General features: G+C 66.0%; 20 protein-coding genes. 7 read left to right on the top strand and 13 right to left on the bottom strand.

Annotated elements, in window-relative coordinates:
* Positions 1–42: 42 nt before the first annotated feature.
* The 4 genes from ACWF5H_RS06925 to ACWF5H_RS06940 form a co-directional block, all read right to left on the bottom strand.
* The gene (locus ACWF5H_RS06925) at positions 43–708 is read right to left on the bottom strand and encodes a lysophospholipid acyltransferase family protein (protein ID WP_364650163.1); all 666 of its coding nucleotides are present in this window, start codon (positions 706–708) and stop codon (positions 43–45) included.
* Positions 705–1,421, bottom strand: a complete 717-nt coding sequence (locus ACWF5H_RS06930; RefSeq protein WP_452035773.1) for an HAD hydrolase-like protein — start codon at positions 1,419–1,421, stop codon at positions 705–707. Before ACWF5H_RS06930 ends, ACWF5H_RS06925 begins: the two co-directional genes overlap by 4 nt.
* A gap of 74 nt (positions 1,422–1,495) precedes the next feature.
* Positions 1,496–4,342, bottom strand: coding sequence for an excinuclease ABC subunit UvrA (gene uvrA / locus ACWF5H_RS06935; protein ID WP_452036064.1), 2,847 nt, complete (start codon positions 4,340–4,342; stop codon positions 1,496–1,498).
* Positions 4,343–4,644: 302 nt separating this feature from the next.
* The gene (locus ACWF5H_RS06940; RefSeq protein ID WP_452035775.1) at positions 4,645–5,001 is read right to left on the bottom strand and encodes a GntR family transcriptional regulator; all 357 of its coding nucleotides are present in this window, start codon (positions 4,999–5,001) and stop codon (positions 4,645–4,647) included.
* 133 nt (positions 5,002–5,134) lie between these two features.
* Between ACWF5H_RS06940 and ACWF5H_RS06945 the strand changes: the two genes are divergently transcribed.
* A complete protein-coding gene (locus tag ACWF5H_RS06945) occupies positions 5,135–5,779 on the top strand; it encodes an MBL fold metallo-hydrolase (protein ID WP_452035777.1) in 645 nt (214 codons plus the stop codon).
* Positions 5,780–5,859: 80 nt separating this feature from the next.
* Here the strand turns inward: ACWF5H_RS06945 and ACWF5H_RS06950 are convergent, their stop codons facing one another.
* From ACWF5H_RS06950 to ACWF5H_RS06975, 6 genes are all read right to left on the bottom strand, one after another.
* On the bottom strand, positions 5,860–6,870 hold the full coding sequence (locus ACWF5H_RS06950; protein WP_452035779.1) for a DNA topoisomerase IB: 1,011 nt from the start codon (positions 6,868–6,870) through the stop codon (positions 5,860–5,862).
* Positions 6,834–7,277, bottom strand: coding sequence for a hypothetical protein (locus ACWF5H_RS06955; RefSeq protein ID WP_452035780.1), 444 nt, complete (start codon positions 7,275–7,277; stop codon positions 6,834–6,836). The genes ACWF5H_RS06950 and ACWF5H_RS06955 overlap by 37 nt, the downstream gene beginning before the upstream one ends.
* 176 nt (positions 7,278–7,453) lie before the next feature.
* Positions 7,454–7,705: a hypothetical protein gene (locus ACWF5H_RS06960; RefSeq protein WP_452035781.1), complete on the bottom strand. Its 252-nt coding sequence runs from the start codon at positions 7,703–7,705 to the stop codon at positions 7,454–7,456.
* Between the two features lie 287 nt (positions 7,706–7,992).
* Positions 7,993–8,202: a hypothetical protein gene (locus ACWF5H_RS06965; RefSeq protein WP_452035782.1), complete on the bottom strand. Its 210-nt coding sequence runs from the start codon at positions 8,200–8,202 to the stop codon at positions 7,993–7,995.
* A 146-nt stretch (positions 8,203–8,348) separates the two neighbouring features.
* The gene (locus ACWF5H_RS06970) at positions 8,349–8,567 is read right to left on the bottom strand and encodes a CsbD family protein (protein WP_364650136.1); all 219 of its coding nucleotides are present in this window, start codon (positions 8,565–8,567) and stop codon (positions 8,349–8,351) included.
* A gap of 119 nt (positions 8,568–8,686) precedes the next feature.
* Complete coding sequence (locus tag ACWF5H_RS06975; RefSeq protein WP_452035783.1) at positions 8,687–9,397, bottom strand: PIG-L deacetylase family protein; 711 nt, start codon at positions 9,395–9,397, stop codon at positions 8,687–8,689.
* 219 nt (positions 9,398–9,616) lie between these two features.
* On the opposite strand from ACWF5H_RS06975, the gene ACWF5H_RS06980 reads away from it, so the two are divergent.
* On the top strand, positions 9,617–10,513 hold the full coding sequence (locus tag ACWF5H_RS06980) for an SDR family oxidoreductase (RefSeq protein ID WP_452035784.1): 897 nt from the start codon (positions 9,617–9,619) through the stop codon (positions 10,511–10,513).
* 19 nt (positions 10,514–10,532) lie between these two features.
* Here the strand turns inward: ACWF5H_RS06980 and ACWF5H_RS06985 are convergent, their stop codons facing one another.
* The gene (locus ACWF5H_RS06985; RefSeq protein WP_452035785.1) at positions 10,533–11,309 is read right to left on the bottom strand and encodes a trans-aconitate 2-methyltransferase; all 777 of its coding nucleotides are present in this window, start codon (positions 11,307–11,309) and stop codon (positions 10,533–10,535) included.
* 80 nt (positions 11,310–11,389) lie between these two features.
* On the opposite strand from ACWF5H_RS06985, the gene ACWF5H_RS06990 reads away from it, so the two are divergent.
* From ACWF5H_RS06990 to ACWF5H_RS07010, 5 genes are all read left to right on the top strand, one after another.
* Positions 11,390–13,942: a DEAD/DEAH box helicase gene (locus ACWF5H_RS06990; protein WP_452035787.1), complete on the top strand. Its 2,553-nt coding sequence runs from the start codon at positions 11,390–11,392 to the stop codon at positions 13,940–13,942.
* Between the two features lie 185 nt (positions 13,943–14,127).
* Positions 14,128–16,347, top strand: a complete 2,220-nt coding sequence (locus ACWF5H_RS06995; protein ID WP_452035788.1) for a catalase — start codon at positions 14,128–14,130, stop codon at positions 16,345–16,347.
* Between the two features lie 49 nt (positions 16,348–16,396).
* A complete protein-coding gene (locus ACWF5H_RS07000; RefSeq protein ID WP_452035789.1) occupies positions 16,397–17,575 on the top strand; it encodes a zinc-dependent alcohol dehydrogenase in 1,179 nt (392 codons plus the stop codon).
* A 491-nt stretch (positions 17,576–18,066) separates the two neighbouring features.
* Positions 18,067–18,558: an N-acetyltransferase family protein gene (locus tag ACWF5H_RS07005; protein ID WP_452035791.1), complete on the top strand. Its 492-nt coding sequence runs from the start codon at positions 18,067–18,069 to the stop codon at positions 18,556–18,558.
* A gap of 44 nt (positions 18,559–18,602) precedes the next feature.
* Positions 18,603–19,859: an alpha/beta fold hydrolase gene (locus tag ACWF5H_RS07010; protein WP_452036065.1), complete on the top strand. Its 1,257-nt coding sequence runs from the start codon at positions 18,603–18,605 to the stop codon at positions 19,857–19,859.
* Here ACWF5H_RS07010 and ACWF5H_RS07015 read toward each other — a convergent pair.
* Together ACWF5H_RS07015 and ACWF5H_RS07020 are read right to left on the bottom strand one after the other, a co-directional pair.
* Positions 19,856–21,172, bottom strand: coding sequence for an MFS transporter (locus ACWF5H_RS07015; RefSeq protein WP_452035792.1), 1,317 nt, complete (start codon positions 21,170–21,172; stop codon positions 19,856–19,858). The two genes, ACWF5H_RS07010 and ACWF5H_RS07015, sit on opposite strands and share 4 nt — an antisense overlap.
* A 39-nt stretch (positions 21,173–21,211) precedes the next feature.
* A complete protein-coding gene (locus ACWF5H_RS07020; RefSeq protein WP_452035794.1) occupies positions 21,212–22,246 on the bottom strand; it encodes a TerC family protein in 1,035 nt (344 codons plus the stop codon).
* Between the last annotated feature and the right edge of the window lie 247 nt (positions 22,247–22,493).

Consider the following 22,493-nt stretch of genomic DNA (forward strand, 5'->3'; position numbering starts at 1 on the left):
CACTCCCTTCGTCATCTCAGTCCTGATCTGCCGTCCTTGAGGTCACTCCGACGGCGTCTTGTTGTAGCTGTGTGAGCGGTCCTGGCCCGTCAGGTCGGCGATCGCGTCCATGATCTGGTCCGTCGCCGAACGACGTGCCGGCAGCGAATGCTGCGGCCCGGTCCGCTCGAAGTACAGCGGTTTGCCGATCCGGACGGTGAAGTGTTTCGGCCGGACCATCATCTTTCCGGCGGGCTGAAGCTGTTCGGTGCCGATCAGCCCTACCGGCAGCACCGGTGCTCCGGTGGTCAGGGCCAGCCATCCCACACCGGTTCGCCCGCGGTAAAGCTTGCCGTCACGGGACCGTGTTCCTTCAGGATAGATCCCAAAGGCCTCGTTGCGCCCCAGCACGTCCACCGCGCTCTGCAGCGCCGCCACGCTGGCCGCCTGCTCGCCGCGTTCCACCGGAATCGAGCCCACACTGCTGAAGAACCAGCGCATGGCTGCCCCCTTGGGCCCCCGCGCGGTGAAGTACTCGGCCTTGGCAAAAAACGCGACCTTCCGCGGCATCATGGCCTGAATGATGATGCTGTCCAGAAAGGACAGGTGGTTCGGGGCAACAATCACCGGCCCGGCGTCGGGAAAGTTGTCGATGCCCTCTATGGTCGGCCGGCAACTGCCCCGCAAGGCGGCCCGGAACGAGGCACGGGTCACTTCGAAGGTCTTCATGCGGCCGGCACCGGTCCCCCGGCCGAGGCGGTCTCCGGTTGCGCAACCGCCAACCGTTTGATGACCGCCTCGAGTTCCTGCATGGAATGCACGACGGCGGACGCACCGGCGGCTTCCAGCTCGCCGTCGGCGGCGAATCCCCAACTGACGCCGATGCCCGGAATGCCCAGATGGCGCGCGGCAGCCATGTCGTAGAGCCGGTCGCCGACCATCAGCACCGGACCGAAGTCGTCCGCGGCCGCCAGAGCCGCCTGCAGGATCGGCACCTTGCCCAGTCCCGGATCGTCCGGTGCCGGATCGTCGCCCTCCGCTCCGTGGACGCCCTCGAAGAACGTGTTCAGGCCCTTCAGACGGAGGAGTTCGCGGGCCAGGCCGGTCGGTTTCTGCGTGGCAACAGCCAACGTCAGGCCGGCCGCCAGCAGCCGCCCCAGCAATTCGGGGATGCCTGGGTACACACGGCTTGCTGCCATGCCCTGCGCCCGGTAGCCGGCGCGGTACAGGGCGATGACTTCGCCGAGCCTTTCCTCCGGCACGCCCGCGGCGCGCAGCGAATCGCCCAGCGGCGGCCCCACCAGCGTGCCCAGCCTGTCCTCCGGCGGAACCGGGAGCCCGGCAGCCTCGAGGGCACCGGCAATTCCGTTGGTGATAGCTCCCGCGGGGTCAACAAGGGTTCCGTCAAGGTCGAACAAGACCAGCGCAGGCAATTGTGTCACCCGGGCATTTTCCCACAGGTCCGCGGATCGGCCGGAATCCATTCCTGCGGCGGAATATGTCATTCCGTCGCGGCTCACGGGCGACCGAGCGCCTCCGCCAGGAACCGGCCGGTGTGGCTCCCCTCGACTGCGGCAACCTGCTCGGGTGTGCCGCTGGCAATGATCTGGCCGCCGCCGGAGCCGCCTTCGGGGCCCATGTCCACTACCCAGTCGGCGCTCTTGATCACGTCCAGATTGTGTTCGATGGTGATCACCGTGTTGCCCTTTTCCACCAGGCCCTGCAATACCTGCAGCAGCTTGCGGATGTCCTCAAAATGCAGGCCGGTGGTCGGCTCATCCAGCACGTAGACGCTGCGACCGTTTGAGCGGCGCTGCAGTTCGCTGGCGAGCTTAACGCGCTGCGCCTCGCCGCCGGACAGCGTGGTGGCTGGCTGGCCCAGCCGGACGTAGCCCAACCCGACGTCCACCAAGGTCCGCAGGTGGCGGGCAATCGGGGTGAACGCGGCAAAGAAGTCCGCTGCCTCCTCGATCGGCATGTCCAGCACCTCGGCAATGGTCTTGCCCTTGTAGTGGACTTCCAGGGTCTCCCGGTTGTAGCGCGCGCCGTGGCAGACCTCGCACGGCACGTAGACGTCCGGAAGGAAGTTCATTTCGATCTTCAGCGTGCCGTCGCCCGAGCAAGCTTCGCAGCGGCCGCCCTTCACGTTGAAGGAGAACCTGCCGGGCAGGTAGCCGCGAAGCTTGGCCTCGTTGGTCTCTGCGAACAATTTGCGGATGTTGTCGAAGACACCCGTGTAGGTGGCCGGATTGGACCGCGGGGTGCGTCCGATCGGGCTCTGGTCCACGTGGATCACCTTGTCCAGCTGGTCCAGCCCCTCCACCCTGGTGTGCCGACCGGCCACATGCTTGGCCCCGTTAAGCTTGTTGGCCAGCACCTTGTAGAGGATGTCGTTGACCAAGGTCGACTTGCCGGAGCCGCTGACCCCGGTGACCGCGGTGAAAACGCCCAGCGGGAACTGCGCGTCGATGCCGCGCAGATTGTTCTCGCGCGCCCCGACCACTTTCAGCTGGCGTTTCTTGTCCACCTTCCGGCGCTTGCCGGGAAGCTCTATCCGGCGGCGTCCGGACAAGTAGTCGCCGGTGATGGAACGCGTGTTCTCCAGCAGTTCCTGCAGGGAGCCGGAATGGACCACCTCGCCGCCGTGTTCGCCGGCGCCCGGACCGATGTCGACAATCCAGTCGGCCTCGGCGATGGTGTCCTCGTCGTGCTCGACCACGATCAGCGTGTTGCCCAGATCGCGCAAGCGGGTCAAGGTCTCGATCAGCCGCCGGTTGTCCCGCTGGTGCAAACCGATCGAGGGCTCGTCCAGCACGTAGAGGACGCCGACCAGGCCGGAACCGATCTGGGTGGCCAGCCGGATGCGCTGGGCCTCGCCGCCGGACAACGTGCCTGCCGCCCGCTCCAGGTTCAGATACTCCAGACCCACATCCAGCAGGAAGCGCAGCCGGGCCTGGATCTCGATGAGCACCTGGTGGCCGATCTGGGCTTCGCGAGCCGTCAGGTCCAGTCCGTCCAGGAAGGAACTGGCCTCGCGCAGCGGCAGGGCGGAAACGTCCGCAATGGACTTGCCGTTGATCAGTACGGACAGCGAGGCGGGGTTCAGCCGCGCGCCGTTGCACTCCGGGCACGGCACTTCCCGCATGTACTCCTTGTAGCGGTCCCGGGCCATTTCGGACTCGGTTTCCTCGTGCTTGCGGTGGATGTACTGGAAGGCGCCTTCGAAGCCGGTGGAGTATTTACGCTCCCGTCCGAAGCGGTTGCGGTACTGCACCACCACTTTAAAGTCCTTGCCGAGCAGCACGGCATCGCGGACCTTCTTCGGCAGGTTCTTCCACGGCTCGTCCATCGAGAAGCCGAGCTCGTGCGAGAGTCCTTCAAGCAGCCGGGTCCAGTACTCCTGGGTGGCCTTGCCGAGCGACCACGGGGCGATGGCGCCGTCGGCCAGGCTTCGGTCCGGATCCGGGACCACCAGATCCACATCCACCTCGAGCTTGCTGCCGATGCCGGTGCAGGCAGGGCATGCGCCAAACGGATTGTTGAACGAGAAGGAGCGCGGTTCGATCTCGTCGATCGCCAACGGGTGCTCGTTCGGGCAGGCCAAGTGTTCGGAGAAAGCACGGGTACGGCCCGGGTCCTCCTCGTCGAGGTCCACGAAGTCGGCCAGCACCCGGCCTTCCGCCAGCGCCAGCGCGGTCTCCACCGAGTCGGTCAGGCGCTGGTGGATACCGTCTTTGGCCACCAGCCGGTCCACCACCACCTCAATGGTGTGCTTGTACTGCTTGCCCAGCTTCGGCGGTTCGGACAGCTGCACCTGCTTGCCGTCTACCTTGGCGCGGGAAAATCCCTTGGCGCCCAGCTCCTTGAACAGGTCCACAAACTCGCCCTTGCGGCCACGCACCACGGGTGCCAGAACCTGGAAACGCGTCCCGTCTGGCAGCTCCTGCAGCTGATCCACGATCTGTTGCGGAGTCTGTTTCTCCACCGGCTCGCCGCACTGCGGACAGAAGGGACGGCCCACCCGGGCCCACAGCAGGCGCAGGTAGTCGTAGATCTCGGTGATGGTGCCGACGGTGGAGCGCGGATTCCGGCTGGTTGACTTCTGGTCGATCGACACCGCGGGCGAGAGGCCCTCGATGAAATCGACGTCGGGCTTGTCCACCTGGCCCAGGAACATCCGCGCATACGATGACAGCGATTCCACGTACCGGCGCTGGCCCTCGGCAAAGATCGTGTCGAAGGCCAGGGACGACTTCCCGGAGCCGGACAGCCCGGTAAAGACGATCATGGAGTCGCGGGGAAGATCCACGCTGACGTTCTGGAGGTTATGCTCGCGGGCGCCTTTGACGACCAAGCGTGACATATCCGCGGGGTGGGAAACGGGGGTGGCGGACTCCGAATCGGTCGCCGGGACGGACGTTTCACTCGCTTTTAGCACGGTATCTACTCTAATCGAAAATTCGTTCGAACTTGTATTACATCGGTCACGGCCGCTGGCTACTGCGGACAACCGCTGTCCGCATTTGCCGCCCCGCGTCCTCGCTCAGCACGACGGCGAGGCCTGGCAACATTCTTAAGCCGGCTTCGGTCGGGCGCGGATCGGCTGGGCGTTGCTGCGGCACTTGATGCAGCGGCTACTCAATGCAGTGGCTACTTGATGGGGCGCTATTTGATGCCGTGGCGCTCCATCGCTGCCTTGGCGGCGGCGAGGGCTTCCTTGGTGCCGATTCCCTGACCGTGGACCGCCTGCGCGAAGGCTTCGGCGGCGTCGCCCAGTTGCTGCCGGGCCTTGCCCGCTCCGGCGCTGACCACCGTACCGGCGCGGCCGTGCGTCTCCACCCGGCCGGCGGTTTCCAGCTCCCGGTAGGCGCGGGCCACCGTATTCGGCACCACGCCCAAGTGATCGGCCAGCCGCCGGACGGGCGGCAGCTTGGTGCCCACCGGCAACTCCCCGGCGTCCGCCGCTTCAATGATCCGCAGCCGCAGTTGTTCGAACAGCGGCACGGCGCTGTCGCGGTTCATCCGCCAGTCAAACCCACTCGCTTCCATCGCCCGCGCCCGCTCCTCGTCGTGTCCGCAGCAACCGGCCTGTCCACTGCTACAACCAGAATGACATCCGGAGCCGTCCGGGTCGACTGTCGGTAGGCTGGAACGCATGTTGCTTCATGAAGATCCTGCAGTCACTATCCGCGGCATTTCGGTTTCCGAAATGGACAACAACGTTTATCTGCTGACAGCCAAGAATTCCGGCGCCCAGGTACTGATTGATGCCGCCGATGACTTTCCGGCCATTGAACAGCTCCTGCGCGACGGGGCCGCGGATGCGGCCGGCCCCGCCAAGGTCGAGTTGGTCATCACTACGCACAGCCACTGGGACCATGTCCGCGCCTTGGCGGATACCGTAGCCGCCACCGGGGCCAAGTCGGCCGCCGGCGCGGAGGATATTCCTGCGATCGAGGTGCCGACCGATGTTTCGCTCGAGCATCAGGACGTGGGCCGGTTCGACGGATTCTCGCTGGAGGCCATCAAGCTACGAGGCCACACCCCAGGCTCGGTGGCACTGCTCTACCGTGCCCCGGACGGGCCCGCGCATGTATTCACCGGCGACTCGCTGTTTCCCGGCGGAGTGGGCAATACGGAGAAGGATCCGGAGCGCTTTGCTTCCCTCTTCAACGATGTCCGCGACCGGTTGTTCGGCTACCTGCCCGACGACACCGTGATCCATCCCGGACACGGGAAGGGAACTACGCTTGGCGCTGAACGGCCGCATCTGGACGAATGGAAATCCCGCGGCTGGTAGGCAAGGGTCAACAACCCCGACAGGCGTGGACGTTGGGGGGAATCCCGCCTGCCGGGGCTCTCTCATTCTAGCGCCGCGGACTATTTCTGTTCCTCGTTGCCAAGGAAAGCCGGCAGGCTGCGCTCGGCCGCGGAATACGTGACGGCTTCTGGAACCTGCCCGTCCATGAAACGGTCGACAAGCCGCGGATCCACGTATGATGAGCGGGCAACGGCGGGCGTGTTGCCGAGCCGCTCTGCCACGGCTTTGATGGCGGCAGCGACTGCCTTGCGTCGGGCCGTGATGCCGGGCTTGCCATCGTAGCGGGCCAGTTCAACCGCGGCGGCAACGGTCCCCTGCCAAGTCCGAAAATCCTTGGCGCTGAAACCCTGCCCGCAGAGCCCATGGATGAAATCGTTCAGCTCGGAGGCCGCCAGTCCGGACCAGCTTCCGTCGTCGTTGCAGTAGCCGATGGCCGGATCCCCCGCCTTCCTCCCTCTGCCCAGGGCCAGCCAGCCGGCGAGGTCAGGATCCTTCACTTCCACGTCCCACTGCAGACCGCTCTTGCCCGGAAAATCGAGCCGGATGGTGTCCTGATGCACCTGGACGTGGCTGACCAGCAAGGTGGTCACTCCGTAGGACCCGTTTTCCTCGGCATAGACGTCGGAGCCGATTCGCAGCGACGCGCTGTCCAGCAAGCGGAACGCGGCGGCGCAGGCCACCTCCCGGGTCATGTCCCCCGACCGAAGCAGCAGCGTCACCCTCCGCCGTGCGGCCGTCAGGGTACGGCCGAAGGCCAGCGCGCGGTCGAACTTCTCCCGGTCCCTGAGTTCGCGCCATCGGGGATGGTAGATGTATTGCCGCCGCCCAGCGTCGTCCGTGCCCGCCGCCTGGATATGGCCATTTTCCGCCGGGCAGATCCACACGGCGGACCAGGCCGGTGGAACCGCCAGCGCCTTGACCCTGCGGAGCTCGTCGCTGGAAAGCTTCGAACCATCGGGGTGGCGGTAGGAGAATCCGGTCCCGTGCCGCCGGCGGGATATACCGGGAGCCCGGATATTGCTCCGCCGTAGCCTCAGACGGGCACCTCCATCTTGAAGCCGCAGCGGCAACGCAGAATTTCTACGTTCACGCGCACCGTTGGGAGCGGGCCGGTCTCCGGCGAGCCTTCGTCAACGGGATCCTGGATGGCTTGATCGACTCGTTCCACCGGCTGCATGGGCTCCCCGCAGTGCATGTAGCCATCGGCACCGAAATCGATCCCCACCGTCTCTGTTTCCGACGTGGGTACCTTGTAGGTCTGGTGGCCGTAATAGCTCTCGCAGTGGCTGCACCAGTAGCTAACGTCCCACCGCGGCAGCGCGGGAGCGCCCGGCCCCGGCGGGAGCAGCGTGACAGCGTCGAAAACCAGATACTCGTCGCTGTTGCAGGCGGAGCACCACGGATCCGGCAAACCTCCTCCGGCTCCGCCGAAATCGTACTCGCCAGCATGGGCACGTGAACTGTCGTTGGCGATCATGATCGTCTGCCCTTTCGCATCAACATCATTATTGGTAAGGCTACTGTCTATAACTATACCGAAGCCCGGGCATGCGACGCGCGAGGTGGCATGCATCAGGGAAATGGCAGGCGTGGTGGCGAAGTGGGCGGCCTGGTGCAATCACTGGCGGATGTGGCGGGGGGCTCAGAGCGTTTCTAGAAGTCCCCGCCGTACAGCGAGTCAGGCGGCTGGCTTTCGGTTTCGCCGTAGAGGCAGCGGATTCGACGCTTGCTGGCCTTGAGCGCGTCCCTGCTGTCCCGCCGGTCCAGCTCTACCCGCAGCTCCTCAAGGCGGAACTCGGTTTCCGGCTCCGCCGCCCCGAATTGGATACTCTCGCGCTCGAGTTGCCGCATGGCCCTGCCGTACAACGCCAGCAGTTCCGGGTCCCCGAGCAGAGCCAACTTCACCGGAAACTCGTCTGCGGGAGGCAAGTGGCGGTGCCGCATTAGGTTCCCCCCGAACCTAAACGTGCCACCCCTGACCGACCGGCAGTTGACCCGTCCATGCGCTCTGCCTCCAGGTAGCCCGGGAGCCGATTCGGCTCCACTGCAGTGAGCTTACAAGCGCTTCTGCCCTGCGGCAATGAATCACGGAACATCGCAGGGCTATCTTTTGGGTCGTCACGCCAGTGGTACGCAAAAGCGCGGCTTACGGCAGCCCTTCCTACCCGAAAACGTCCGACCGGAGCCGGATTCTAATCGTCGTAACGTTCTTCCTTGACGGTCCCGAAGGGGACGTCCTCGGACGCCATGGCATTGACTTCGTTCGGAAGGAATCGCACCAGCACGCCTCGCTCCCCGTCCGCAGCAGATTGCCTCAGCACCGGGAGGGTGGCGTCAGCCTGGCTGTGCTCCAGCCCGGCCACGTAGCGGGCATACGCCTCGGACAGTTGTTCGGTCATCATCGCGGGTCCTGTCAATAGGAATGAGGAATGGGGTGCGTCCCGGCATCAGGGTCTTTCATCGTCCGCAGCCAACACGAGGTCTGCCTCTTGACGCCGGAAGCCTCCGCGGACAGTGGTCCGCGGAGGCTTCCGAATCGGCAAAACGCTTAGCGCCTGCCGCCACCCTCGGTGTCATCGGTGGCCCGGTCGGCGTCCTCGTTCAGATGGGCCTTGGCATCGGCCAGCTTGTCTTTGGCTTCGCCCTCGACCTGCTGGGCCTTGCCTTTCATCTCGCGCGACTTGTCATCGGTCGCGTCGCCGACGGCTTCGTTTACCTTGCCCGTGACCTTGTCTTTCGCAGCATCGAACTTATCGCCCATACCCATGACAGCACCTCTTTCGGTTCAGGTTTTCAACAGGTGCAGCCAGACTACCTCGCCTCACGCAAAGTACAAAGCTTGCTGACCTTTTCCGCGAATTGATGCCGGAAACCTCCACGCTCCTACTACAGCCCGAACAATTCGAAGGCTATTCGCGGCCTGCCGCCGGTCACCAGCGCGAGCTGTTCGGCCGCCTGTTCCTCCACCGGCCGGTCGCTCAGCGCCTCCAGATAGCGGCGGTGCGCCGTCAGCGAGCGCAGCGCAGAGTCCAACGCATGCTGGCCGACGTCCAGATAGTGCGTGGGCCGGGTGGAGGCAACCGCAGTCCACGAAACGGTGTGCGGCCGATGACCTTGCGCCGCCAAATCCGGGAAGATCCATTCATTGCCGGCATCCGCCACCGCATTGAGGACCGACCGGCCCATGACCTGGTGGTCCTGCGAATTCCACGCCCCTGGACCCCAGACATCTCGATGGTTCAGTGTCACCACCACGTCCGGCCGAAAGGTCCTGATCTCGCGTGCCAGGTCGCGGCGCAACTGGAGCGTTTCCTCGAGTCGGCCGTCCGGATAGTCCAGGAACGACACTTTCTTGACCCCCACCGCCCGGCAGGCGGCCCGCTGTTCTTGTTCGCGCAGCGGTCCGGCCTCGCGGGGAGGCAGCCCGGCAATGCCGGCCTCTCCCCTGGTCGCCAAGACGTACGCGACGTCCTTTCCCTGTCCAATCCATTCGGCGACAGCGGCGGCGATCCCATACTCCGGATCATCAGGATGTGCCATCAGGACCAGCGCCCGGTGCCAGCCGGCCGGGAGGGGTTTCAGGTCATCCGGAGCCATGGCAGCGCCCCTTCCTGTTACTGCGGTTTCCTGTTGCTACGGTCCACCCCGGCGCCGTCCGGTTCCGCTTGCCGGGCTATGCGGTCAAATGCCCGACGGCGTAGGGTGGCATCACGATCAGCATACTGACCATATTGGCCGTCCGGACCACTCCGTTCCGCTTCAGCGCAGCCATTGCTGCCGGATGCCTCCGGAACCGGCCGCCAGAAGGAGCCACACATGACGTCCGATCAGTACACGTTCCAGAATCCCGTTGACCGCTACCCCAGCATCTCGCCGCCGAAGCAGAGCCAGCCGGAGCCCGGGCTGGATAAGGAATTGGAACCAAAGACCGACCGAGGCGAAGAGTCATACCGCGGCACCGGCAGGCTGACCGGCCGCAAGGCCCTCATCACCGGGGCCGACTCCGGCATCGGTGCAGCCGTTGCCATCGGCTTCGCCCGAGAAGGCGCCGACGTCGCCCTCTCCTACCTGCCGGCTGAAGAATCCGACGCCCAGCACATCGCGTCCGTGATTGAGAAAGACGGGCGGAAGGCGGTGCTGCTGCCGGGCGACATTTCGGATGCCGCCGCCTCCCGGGATCTGGTAGCCAAGGCGGTGGAGCAACTGGGTGGCCTGGATATTCTGGTCAACAATGCCGGGCGGCAGATCGCCGTCGAACAGATCGAAGACATCAGCGACGAGCAGTTCGAGGAGACCTTCCGGACGAACATCTTCGCCATTTTCTGGATCACCAAGGCGGCGGTGCCTCACCTGCAGCCCGGTTCGACGATCATCAACACCACGTCGGTCCAGGCCTACAACCCGTCGCCTTTCCTGCTGGACTACGCCTCCACTAAGGCCGCCATCAACAACTTCACCAAGGGCTTGGCCCAGCAGTTGGCCAGCCGGGGCATCCGGGTCAACGCCGTGGCCCCCGGGCCCTTCTGGACTCCGCTGCAGGTCAGCGAAGGACAGCCCAAGGACAAGCTGCCCGAGTTCGGCAAGAACGTGCCGTTGGGCCGCGCCGGTCAACCCACTGAACTCGCTCCGGCCTACGTCTATCTGGCCTCGCCGGAGTCAAGCTACGTGTCCGGTGAAACCCTGAACGTCAACGGCGGGACGCCCACGCCCTGAAGCCTGGGGCCCGCGGGCCTCAGCCGAGCTTGCGCCCCACCGCGAAGATCCTGCGGAAGCCAAAGACGGTGCCATGTTCGGTCTCCGGGTAGGCATCACGCAGCAGCGTGGCGTACTCGGATTCGAACTTGGCCGCTTCGGCGGCCGGCAAGGCCGCCAGGACCGGACGAAGCCCGGTGCCCCGGACCCATTCCAGGACCGGATCCGGGCCGTGCAGCAGTTGCTGGTAGGTGCTCTCCCAGACGTCGGCCTCACAGCCTTCGTCCAACAGCAGCTGCAGGTAGTCCCGCGGTTCGGACACCGCGTCCTCATGCCGGAGCACCCCGTCCAGTCGACGGTGCCAGTGCGGCGCGCCGGCCAGCGTCCGCATCAGCGCGTGCGACGGCGCAGCAAAGTTTCCCGGCACTTGCACGGCCAGCCACGCGCCGGGCTTCATGGCGCGCAGCCACGAACGCATCAGGGCTTGGTGGTCCGGCACCCACTGGAGTGCGGCGTTGGAGACCAGCACATCCAGCCCGGCCGGCGGGGTCCAGTCGCGGATATCCCCGGACAAAAACTCCACGTTGACCGCATTGTTCCGCTGCTTGGCCTGGCGGATCATCTCAGCCGAGGAATCCACGCCCGTGACAGTGGCGCCCGGCCAGCGGTCGGCGAGCGCGGCGGTCAGATTGCCGGGGCCGCAGCCCAGATCCACCACCATGGCCGGCTCGGTGGCAGCAATACGGCCGGTCAGGTCGAAGAACGGACGGTTGCGGTGGTCGGCGTACTCAACGTACTTCTGCGGGTCCCAGTGCATGGGCAGTACGTTACGCCAGGGATGACGACACCCGGTGCCCCTCATGGTCCCGCTCCGTCAGCGCCTAAGCTGGAGAGAACATGAATCTTCTCCAACTCCTGCCGGACACCGGCACTGCCTCAGATCCCGACGACGTCTATACCTGGTTCACCGAGTGGGTCGAAGCCCGCGGCATGTCGCTCTACCCTGCCCAGGACGAAGCCGTCATGGAACTGGTCACCGGAAACAACGTCATCCTGGCCACCCCAACCGGGTCCGGAAAGTCGATGGTGGCGATCGCAGCCCACTTCCATGCCATGTCCACCGGGTCCGTCAGCTACTACACGGCCCCGATCAAGGCGCTGGTGTCGGAAAAGTTCTTCGCCTTGTGCGACATTTTCGGACCGGAGAACGTCGGCATGGTCACCGGCGACTCGGCGGTCAACCAGGATGCTCCAATCATTTGCTGCACCGCCGAGATCCTGGCCAACATCGCACTGCGCGAAGGCTCCGCGGCGAACCTCGGCACGGTGATCATGGATGAGTTCCACTACTACTCCGATCCGCAGCGCGGCTGGGCGTGGCAGGTCCCGCTGCTCGAACTGCCCCAGGCGCAGTTCCTGCTGATGTCCGCCACGCTGGGCGATGTCACCCGGTTCGAGAAGGAACTGACCGACCTGACCGGCCGGACCACAATCACCGTGAGTTCTGCGGAGCGCCCGATTCCGCTGCACTACTACTACGTGCAGACCAGCGCGCAGGAGTCGCTGGAGGAACTGCTGTCCACCAAGCAGGTTCCGGTCTACGTGGTGCACTTCAGCCAACTGGAGGCCATCGAGCGCGCCCAGAACCTGATGAGCGTCAATGTCTGCACCCGGGAGGAGAAGGACCGTATTGCCGAGCTGATCTCCGGCTTCCGCTTTGCGGCCGGCTTCGGCAAGACACTCAACCGCCTGGTCCGGCACGGCATCGGCGTCCACCACGCGGGCATGCTGCCTAAATACCGCCGGCTGGTGGAGCAACTGGCCCAGGCCGGTTTGCTCAAGGTCATCTGCGGGACGGACACCTTGGGCGTGGGCATCAACGTGCCCATCCGCACCGTGCTGCTCACTGCGTTGAGCAAGTACGACGGCGTGCGCACCCGCCTGCTCAACGCGCGCGAGTTCCACCAGATCGCCGGGCGCGCAGGGCGTGCCGGCTACGATACGGCGGGCACCGTCGTCGTGCAGGCCCCGGAACACGTGGTGGAGAACACCAAGGCGATGGCCAAGGCCGTGGCGAAGTTTGGCGACGACCAGAAAAAGCTGCGCCAGGTGGTGAAGAAGAAGCCGCCGACCGGCTTTGTGAGTTGGGGGGAACCGACCTTCCACAAGCTGGTGGAGAGCGACCCCGAACCGCTCACCTCCAGCTTCACGATCAGCCATGCGATGCTGCTGAACGTCCTGGAGCGGCCCGGCGACCCGTTCGCCGCCGCCAAGCGGCTGCTGACCCACAACCACGAAACGCGCGCTTCGCAGCTCAAGCTGATCAAGAAGGCGCTGGGCATCTACCGGGAGCTGGTGGTTTCCGGGCTGGTGGAACGGCTGGACGCCCCGGATGAGAACGGGCATCTGGTCCGGCTGAAGGTGGACCTGCAGCCGAACTTCGCCCTGAACCAGCCGCTCTCTCCGTTCGCCGTGGCCAGCCTGGACCTGCTGGACCCCGACGGCGGCGGCTATTCCCTGGACGTGGTTTCGGTCATCGAGGCCACGCTGGAGAAACCCCGCCAGATCCTCTCGGCCCAGGAAAAGAAGGCCCGCGGCGAAGCGGTGGCCGCCATGAAAGCTGACGGAATCGAGTACGACCAGCGGATGGCCCTGCTGGACGAAGTCACCTATCCGCGGCCGCTGGCCGAGTTGCTTGAGGCGGCCTTCGAGACCTACCGGCACGGAGCCCCGTGGCTCGGCGATTTTGAACTCGCGCCGAAATCGGTCATCCGGGACATGTACGAACGGGCGATGAACTTTGCCGAATTTGTGCAGTTCTACGGCCTGGCCCGGAGCGAAGGGATTGTCCTCCGCTACTTGACCGACGGATACAAGGCGCTGCGCCAGACGGTGCCTGCGGACGCGCTGCGCGAAGACCTGGCGGACATCATCGCGTGGCTGGGTGAACTGGTGCGCCAGGTGGACTCCAGCCTGCTGGACGAATGGGAAGAACTGGCCGCGGGCAAGGGCGCAGCCGACCTGGCCGCCGAACACGCCGCCGAATCGGTGCTCACCAAGGAGCCGCCAAAGCTGACCGACAACATCAGGGCCTTCCGCGTGATGGTACGGAACGAGCTGTTCCGCCGGGTAGAGCTTTTTGCCGACGAGCAGGAAGAAGAGCTGGGCGCCCTGGACGCCGAGGCAGGCTGGGACGCCGACCGTTGGGCCGACGCGATGGACGCCTACTTCGAGGAATACGATGACATCGGCACCGGGCCCGACGCCCGCGGGCCGGCGCTGCTGATCATCGAGGAGCAGCAGGCCGTCTGGAAGCTGCGGCAGATCTTCGATGACCCGGCCGGCAACCGGGACTGGGGCATCAGCGCCGAGGTGGACCTGGCCGCTAGCAACGAAACCGGTTCTGCGGCGGTCAGGATTCTCGACGTCGGCCCCGTCGGCGGAGCCTGAGCCGGGCGGCAGACGGGCTGTTCCCGGACTCATTCGGGGCGACTGGGATTCACCGCCAGCCGGGGGCCGAAGCCACTCCGCCCCTTGCGGGCCCCCACGACCCTACCTAGGGTGATAAGCACACTTACCTTATTTTGAGCCGACGCTTGCCCGTAGGGCCGGCAGCCGCATCCAGAGGAGCAACTGTGCCTGATCCAGCCGACCGCCCGAACCCCGCCGACCGCACGCCCGGCGCCCCCGGCCCCGTGCCGCCCGACGTCCAGGAGCCCACGACCCCGCGCGAGCCGTTGCCGCCCAAACCCGACCAGCGTGGCGCCTACCAGGTCTCGCCGACCGGCAGGCCCATCGAGGCCGCCGATGATTCGCGGACGCAGGCGGGCAGCTACCTGACCACGGCGCAGGGTGCCCGCCTGAGCGACACCGATCACTCGCTGAAGGCAGGCCGGCGCGGCCCCACCCTGCTGCAGGATCACCACCTGCGCGAGAAGATCACCCATTTTGACCACGAACGCATCCCCGAACGAGTGGTGCACGCCCGTGGCGCCGGCGCCCACGGTGTCTTCGAGTCGTACGGAACGGCAGCCGACATCACCCGGGCCGGCTTCCTGGCGCCCGGTGTTAAGTCACCCGTGTTTGTCAGGTTCTCCACGGTGGTCGGTTCGCGCGGATCCGCGGACACGGTCCGTGACACGCGCGGTTTTGCCACCAAGTTCTACACCGAGGATGGCACCTTCGATCTGGTCGCCAACAACATCCCGGTCTTTTTCATTCAGGACGGGATCAAGTTCCCCGATGTGGTGCACGCGGTCAAGCCCCACCCGGACCGGGAAATACCCCAGGCGCAGAGCGCCCACGACACGTTCTGGGACTTCGTTTCGCTGCACACCGAGGCACAGGCACACACCATCTGGTTCATGGCCGACCGGGGCATCCCGCGTTCCTACCGCATGATGGAGGGCTTCGGAGTCCACACTTTCCGGCTGATCAACGCCGAGGGCAGCACCGTGCTGGTCAAGTTCCATTGGAAGCCGAAACTGGGTGTCCATTCGCTGGTCTGGGAAGAGGCCCAGCTGATCAACGGCATGGACCCGGACTTTCACCGCCGTGATCTGGCCGATGCCATTGAGGCCGGCCACTTCCCCGAGTGGGAACTGGGCCTGCAGGTGTTTCCGGACACCGAGGACGAGACGTTCGAGGGAATCGACCTGCTGGACCCCACCAAGATGATCCCCGAAGAGCTGGCACCGGTGCAGACCGTTGGACGGATGACGCTGAACGCCAATCCGCGGAACTACTTCGCCGAGACGGAGCAGGTGGCCTTTCACCCCGGGCACTTGGTCTCCGGCATCGACGTCACCAACGATGCCCTGCTGCAGGCCCGGTTGTTCTCCTACCTGGATACCCAGATCAGCCGGCTGGGAGGCCCCAACTTCGCCCAGCTGCCGATCAACCGGCCGCATGCAGCGCTCAACGATATGTTCCGCGACGGCATGCACCAGACCGCAGACCATGCCGGCGTGGCACCCTACCGGCCGAACTCGCTCGACGCCGGCTGCCCGTTCCACGCCGGCGCCGACACCGGCGCGTTCATTGATGTCCCGCAAGCCCTGCCCGCCGGCGCCAAGGTCCGAGAGCAGCCGGCATCTTTCGATGACCACTTCAGCCAGGCCACTCTGTTCTACCGCAGCCTCAGTCCGGTGGAGCAGGAACATGTCATCGGCGCATACACCTTCGAACTGGGTAAGTGCTATGAAACGGCGGTCCGCGAACGCCAGCTGAAGGCCTTGGCCAACATCGATGCCTCGCTCTGCGCGGGCGTCGCTGCCGGGCTGGGTCTCCCCGTTCCGGAAGCCGACCAGCCGCCGGCCGAGCAGATGGCCAGCCCGGCCGTTTCGCAGGTCGGCAAGACGTGGCCCGTCGACGGTCGGATGATCGGCCTCGTCGTCGATGCTGGAAGCGATGGGCAGTTGGTGGCCGGGCTGAAGGATGCGGTCACCGCCGCCGGCATGCAGCCGCTGATTGTGGCACCCACCGGCGGCCCGATTGACGGGGGCCTCCCCGCCCAGCGCAGCTACCTCACCGCCCGGTCTACCGAGTTCGACGCCATCATTTTCTGCACCGGGGCGGGGTCAGGCGGGGCGGACACCCCGGGCACCGACGCCAAGACCGCCGCTCCCCCGGTTTCCGGAGCCGTGGATCCCCGGCTGGTCCTGCTGGCCTCGGAAGCCTACCGGCATGCCAAAGCCCTGGGAGTTTGCGGTTCCGGCGCCGAGGTCTTGACCGCAGCAGGAGTTGACGCCGATGCCCCCGGGATCGTCCGCGGCGGCCCCGGCGAAGTCGTGGACGCGCTCGCCGACCTGTTGGCCACACACCGGGTCTGGGACAGGTTCCCCAGCTCGGTCTGACCACCACGTCCTCGAACACGACCCCACGGAAACGACGGGAGCACCACCGATGAAAGCACTGACCTGGCAAGGCAAGCGGAAGCTCAGCGTGGAGGAGGTACCGGACCCGGTTCTGCAGGAACCCACCGACGCCATCATCAGGGTCACTTCCACCGCCATCTGCGGCTCCGATTTGCATCTCTATGAACTGCTGGGCCCGTTCCTGGCCGCGGGCGATGTGTTGGGCCACGAACCGATGGGCATCGTCGAGGAGGCCGGAAGCGCGGTACCGGGGCTCAAGCCCGGCGACCGGGTAGTTGTCCCCTTCAACATCGCCTGCGGGCGCTGCCATATGTGCAGCCGCGGCCTGCAGTCCCAGTGCGAAACCACGCAGGTCAGGGACAAGGGCTCGGGCGCAGCGCTGTTTGGCTATACGGAGCTCTATGGTTCAGTGCCGGGCGGCCAGGCGGAGTTCCTGCGGGTCCCGCACGCGGACTACGGTCCGGTCAAGATCGAGGACAGCCAGGCACCGGATGAGCAGTATCTGTTCCTCTCCGACATCCTGCCCACCGCGTGGCAGGCGGTGGATTATGCCCAGATCCCGGACGGCGGCACGCTGGCCGTCTTCGGTCTGGGCCCGGTTGGGCAGTTCGCCGCCCGGATCGGCCGGCACTTGGGCCACCGCGTGATCGGTATCGATCTCATTCCCGAGCGGCTGGAAATGGCCCGCCGGCACGGCATCGAGACCCTGGCCTGGGGTTCGACCGTTGCCGACGAACTGCGCGACGCAACCCGGGGCCGCGGTCCCGAATCAGTGATTGACGCGGTGGGAATGGAAGCGCACGGGGCGCCGGCAGCGGCCACGGCCCAGTTCGCCGTCGGCCTGTTGCCCGACCCCGTCGCCAAGAAGTTGATGTCGACGGCAGGCCTGGACCGCCTGTCGGTGCTGCACACCGCAATCGACGCCGTGGCCCGCGGCGGCACCATCTCGCTGTCCGGGGTCTACGCCGGAGAGGCCGACCCGATGCCGATGCTGACTCTCTTCGACAAACAGGTCACGCTGCGGATGGGACAGTGCAATGTCCGCCGCTGGATCGACGACCTGATGCCGCTGGCCGCCGATTCCTCCGATCCACTGGGTATCGGCGACCTGGTCACGCATACCGCCGCACTCAGCGACGCACCGGCGATGTACGAGAAGTTCCAAAAGAAGGACGACGGCTGCATCAAGGTGGTGCTCAAGCCGTAACGGCCGCGGCAGCTGGCGCCTAGGTTTCGTCCGGGTCCAGTTGCAGCTCGCTGCATGCCGAGGACCAGCGACTGCCGCTGCTGCGCGGGTCCGACGGCCAGGTTGGTGTAGTCCGGCTGTCCTACCGGGAAGCCTCCGTACTGCGAAGCGTGCTGGAGGATGTCGCTCAGCGACATGTGGTGGCGTTGATCGCCGCCGCCGATTCCAATCAGTCCGCTCGCCGGGTCGTCGGTGGCGAAGGCGGCCAAGATGATGCCGGCGTCCGCCAATCGATGCGCCGGGATCTCCTCCACGTCCGTGGGCAGGTCACGGACATCGGTTTCCAGGTACGTGCCCAGCCGGCCCAGGAGGATCTCCCCGCGGACCGTGGCCTGCTGTGCCTGTTGTGCCAGTGCCACCAGCGCAGCGAATTCATCAACGAATTTCCCCAACGTCCCGTCCATGGCCCGCCCCTACCAACGGGGCCAGCTTCCGGACGATAGGCTCAGAACATGTCTACGATCCGTCCTGCCGAAGAAGCCGATGTCCCCGTCATCCTCGAATTGATCCACGATCTGGCGGTCTATGAGAAGGAGCCGGACGCGGTCAAAACCACCCCGGACCAGCTGCGTGAGGCGCTGTTCTCGGCTCAGCCGTCGGTGTTCGCACATGTCGCCGAAGACGACGGCGGCGTGCAGGGTTTTGCGCTCTGGTTCCGGAATTTCTCCACCTGGGAGGGCGTCCACGGTATCTACCTGGAGGACCTCTACGTGCGGCCTGAGGCCCGCGGCCGCGGCTACGGCAAGGCCCTGTTGCAGACCTTGGCCAGCCACGCGGTGGAGTCCGGCTACGCCCGGGTGGAGTGGGCGGTGCTGAACTGGAACAGCCCGTCCATCGATTTCTACCGCAGTCTGGGCGCCCGCCCGCAGGAGGAATGGTCAACGTTCCGGCTGACCGGCGATGCCCTGTCCGCCTTCGGGACGGCGGATCGAGTGTCCCTGTGACCGGGCAGCCGCACCGGGTGGCCGGCGCGTACCGCCTCCGCGGGATGCGGACAACTGAGCATTTCTTCACCGTTCCGCTGGACCATGCCGATCCCGGCGGCGAAACCCTTGAAGTCTTTGCCCGCGAGTATTCATCCTTGGAGCACGACGACGAGGCGGCCTCCCGGCTGCCCTGGCTGCTGTTCCTGCAGGGCGGGCCGGGCGGCCGCGGCAACCGGGTCACCTCGCTGAGCGGCTGGATGAAGGAAGCGGCCAAGTCCTTCCGGATCCTGATGTTGGACCAGCGCGGCACCGGCCTGTCCGCTCCGGTGAACCGTCAGACCTTGCCGCTGCGCGGAGGCGCCGTGGAGCAGGCCGATTTCCTGACGCATTTCCGTGCGGACTCTATTGTCCGGGACGCCGAACTGATCCGCCGGCAGCTTGGCAGCGGTCCGTGGAGCATCTTCGGCCAAAGCTACGGCGGTTTCTGTTCCCTGACCTACCTGTCGCTCGCCCCGGAGGGCCTGCAGGAAGTCCTGATCACCGGCGGCCTGGCTCCGCTGGCGGGAGGCGCAGATCAGGTCTACCGTGCCACCTTTCCCCGCGTGGAGGCACGCAACCGGGAGTACTTCGACCGCTATCCGAAGGATCGTGAGCGGGTCACCGCCGTCGCACGGCATCTGGACGCGGTGCCGGAGTACCTGCCCTCCGGCGAGCGGCTGACCACCGGCCGCTTCCAGATGGCCGGGCAGTTCCTGGGCGGCAACACCCGGGTGGATGCGCTGCACTACCTGCTGGAAGAGGCCTTCGTACAGACTCCGGCCGGCCAGCGGCTCTCGGATTCCTTCGTGGAGCAGGTTGCCGCCCTGGTCAGCCGGGCGGCCAACCCGCTGTACGCGCTGATGCACGAGTCGATCTACGCGCAGGGCGAGGCCACCGGCTGGGCTGCGTGGCGCGTCCTTCAGGATTTCCCGCAGTTTGCCCCGGAAGCCGCGGAGCCGCTGCTGACCGGTGAGATGATCTACCCTTGGTACTTCGAGCAGGACCCGGCGCTGGTCCCGCTCGGTGAGGTCGCCGAGCTGCTGGCAGCCAAGTCCGACTGGCCCGCCCTCTATGACAGGGCCCGCCTGGCCCGGAACACCATCCCGGCGGCAGCGGCCGTGTACCGCGACGATATCTACGTAGAGCGCGGGCTGTCGCTGGAGACGGCCGGCCAGGTCAACGGGCTCCAGGTCTGGGAGACCGATCAGTTCCATCATGACGGCATTGCCGACGACGGCGAAGCCATTTTCGCCCGGCTGCTCGGCATGGTCCGGAACTAGCCGGCGGCTCCCGCACGAACATCCCGCCGCCAGGCAGCGGAGGCGGCACCCAGCAGGACCACGGCGACGACTGCCGCCGCCGCGTTCAGGCCCGCGAATCCCAGAGCGGCCAGCACCGGTCCGGAGAATGCGGCACCCAGGGCCCCGGCCGCGCCCATCAGTGTGTCGGACAACCCCTGGGCGGGGACGCGTCCCGACTCCGGGACCGACTCCGCCAACAGCGTGGATCCGGCGATCACCGAGGCGGACCAGCCCAGGCCCAGCAACACTAATCCGGCCCCCACCAGCCAGGCGTCCCGCTGCCCCACCCCGGCCAGGGCGGCGGCGGCCAGCAGCATCAGCTGTCCAACCATGATGGTCCGGGTGCGGCCGAGGCGGTCGGTCAGCCAGCCCATCAGCGGCGAGAGCGCATACATCCCGGCCATATGCAGGGAAATGGTGAAGCCGATGATCGCGAACGTGTCGGTCTGGCTGTGCTGGTGTCCGCCCGCCTGGTCCAGCTCCTGCAGGTGAACCGGCGTCATGGACATGACCGCCACCATCACCAGGTGCGCGCCCACCACCGCGGCCAGCGCGAGCATAGCCATCGGATGCTGGCGCACTGCTGCCAGACCGGTGCGCAGCGTTCCGCGGCGTTGGACCGGGAGGGATTCGCCCGGGCCGGTGCCGTGTGAGCGCGCATAGCGCAGCGGATCGGGCCGCAGCCCCACCAGCAGCAGGGTGGCGCCGACGGCCATGCCGGCCATCGAGAACAGGAAGGGGCCCGACGATTCCGGCAACCCGAGTGCGGCGCCCAGCTCGGCGCCTGGCCGGATCAGGTTCGGCCCCGCGACTGCGCCCACGGTGATGGACCAGACGACAAAGGCCAGATCCCGGCCCCGGTGCTGGGGCTCGGCAAGGTCCACCGCGGCAAAGCGTGCCTGCAGGTTGGCTGCGTTGCCGACGCCCAGCAGGGCCGAGCCGACCAGCAGCACCGCAAAAGACCCGGTGACCGGCGCGAGAGCCATCAGCGCCGAACCCAGCAGCGCCAAGAGCAGGCCGGTGACCAGCGCGCGCCGGCGTCCCGAGCGCGCGGCGGCACCGGCCAACGGTAGGGCGGCCAGCGCGGCGGCCAGCGAAATCGCCATGGTGGACGTACCTGCCAGCGCCTCGCTGCCGCTCAGCTCTACCGCGAGCAGTGAGCCGATGGCCAGGCCCGCACCGTGGCCCAGGCCGCTGAAAAGCTGTGCCAGGGACAGGGAAACGACAACGCGGCGCTGGACGGCCCTCGTGCGAGGGTCTGCGTTCAGCGCCGCGTTGCTTTGTTCAGTCACACGCCGAGCCTAGTCGACGGAGAACCGGTGATGCGGGTGTTACTCCGAGTCGGACTTGGCCCGTTCTGCGTCCTTTTCCAGCCGCGCGTCGATGGCGGCCTGGCGGCCGGCCGGGCTGAGCAGGCTGGCAACCGTGGCGATCACCAGCGTGCCGATGATCACGGCCAAGGACAGGCCGGTGCTGATCTCCGGGATCCACTCGATGTGCTGGCCGCCGTTGATGAACGGCAGCTCGTTCTCATGCAGTGCGTGGAAGATCAGCTTGACGCCGATGAAGGCCAGGATCACGGACAGCCCGTGCTTCAGGTAGACCAGCCGGTCCATCAGTCCGCCGAGCAGGAAGTAGAGCTGGCGCAGGCCCATCAGCGCGAAGATGTTCGCGGTGAAGACGATGAAGGCGCTCTGGGTCAGGCCGAAGATCGCCGGGATGGAGTCGACCGCGAACAGCAGGTCGGTCATGCCGATGGTGATGAAGACCATGACCATCGGGGTGAACAGGCGCTTGCCGTCCACCGTGGTCCGCAGCTTGTTGCCGTCGTAGTGCTCGCTGACCGGAAGCTTCTTGGTCAACCGGGCCACCAGCCCGGACTCGGCCCCTTCTTCCTCGTCTTCGCCGGAGTCGGTGGCCTGCTTCCAGGCGGTCCAGAGCAGGAAGGCGCCGAAGATGTAGAAGACCCAGCTGAAGTGCGCAATCACGGTGGCACCCAGCAGGATGAAGATACCGCGAAGGATCAGGGCAATGATGATGCCGAACATCAGCACTTCCTGCTGGTATTTCCGCGGCACGGAGAACCTGGCCATGATGATGATGAAGACGAACAGGTTGTCCACGCTGAGGCTGTACTCGGTGATCCAGCCTGCGACGAACTCTTGGCCGTAGTCCGGCCCGGCCTGCCAGAACAGCATGCCGGCGAAGATCAGGGCCAGGGTGACGTAGAAGCCCACCCACAGTCCGGCTTCCTTCATGGAGGGTTCGTGCGGCCGCTTGACCACGTAGAGAAGGTCAAACAGCAGGATGACGCCCAGGACCACAAACGAAGTGATCTCAAAGGGCAGCGATAATTGGTCCGACACGGAACCTTGCCTTTCACAGAAGATGCCGCGCGCGTGCGGTGCGCGGGTGCGAGTGTTCGCCGCAAGTCTCTCCGCCTGCCCTGATCGGCCAGGCCACTGCGCCCGGCGGGGCTTCGATGCCTCGCGTGTTGACGTTCACAGTGTTCGGGATACTCCCCTACGCTCGGTCAAGTGTAGCGCAAGGAAGGACGACGACGGCGGTGAATGCCGCCGTCGTCGTCCCTAACACCCGCTCTGCACAGGCGGG

Source organism: Arthrobacter sp. NPDC055138, from assembly GCF_053607305.1.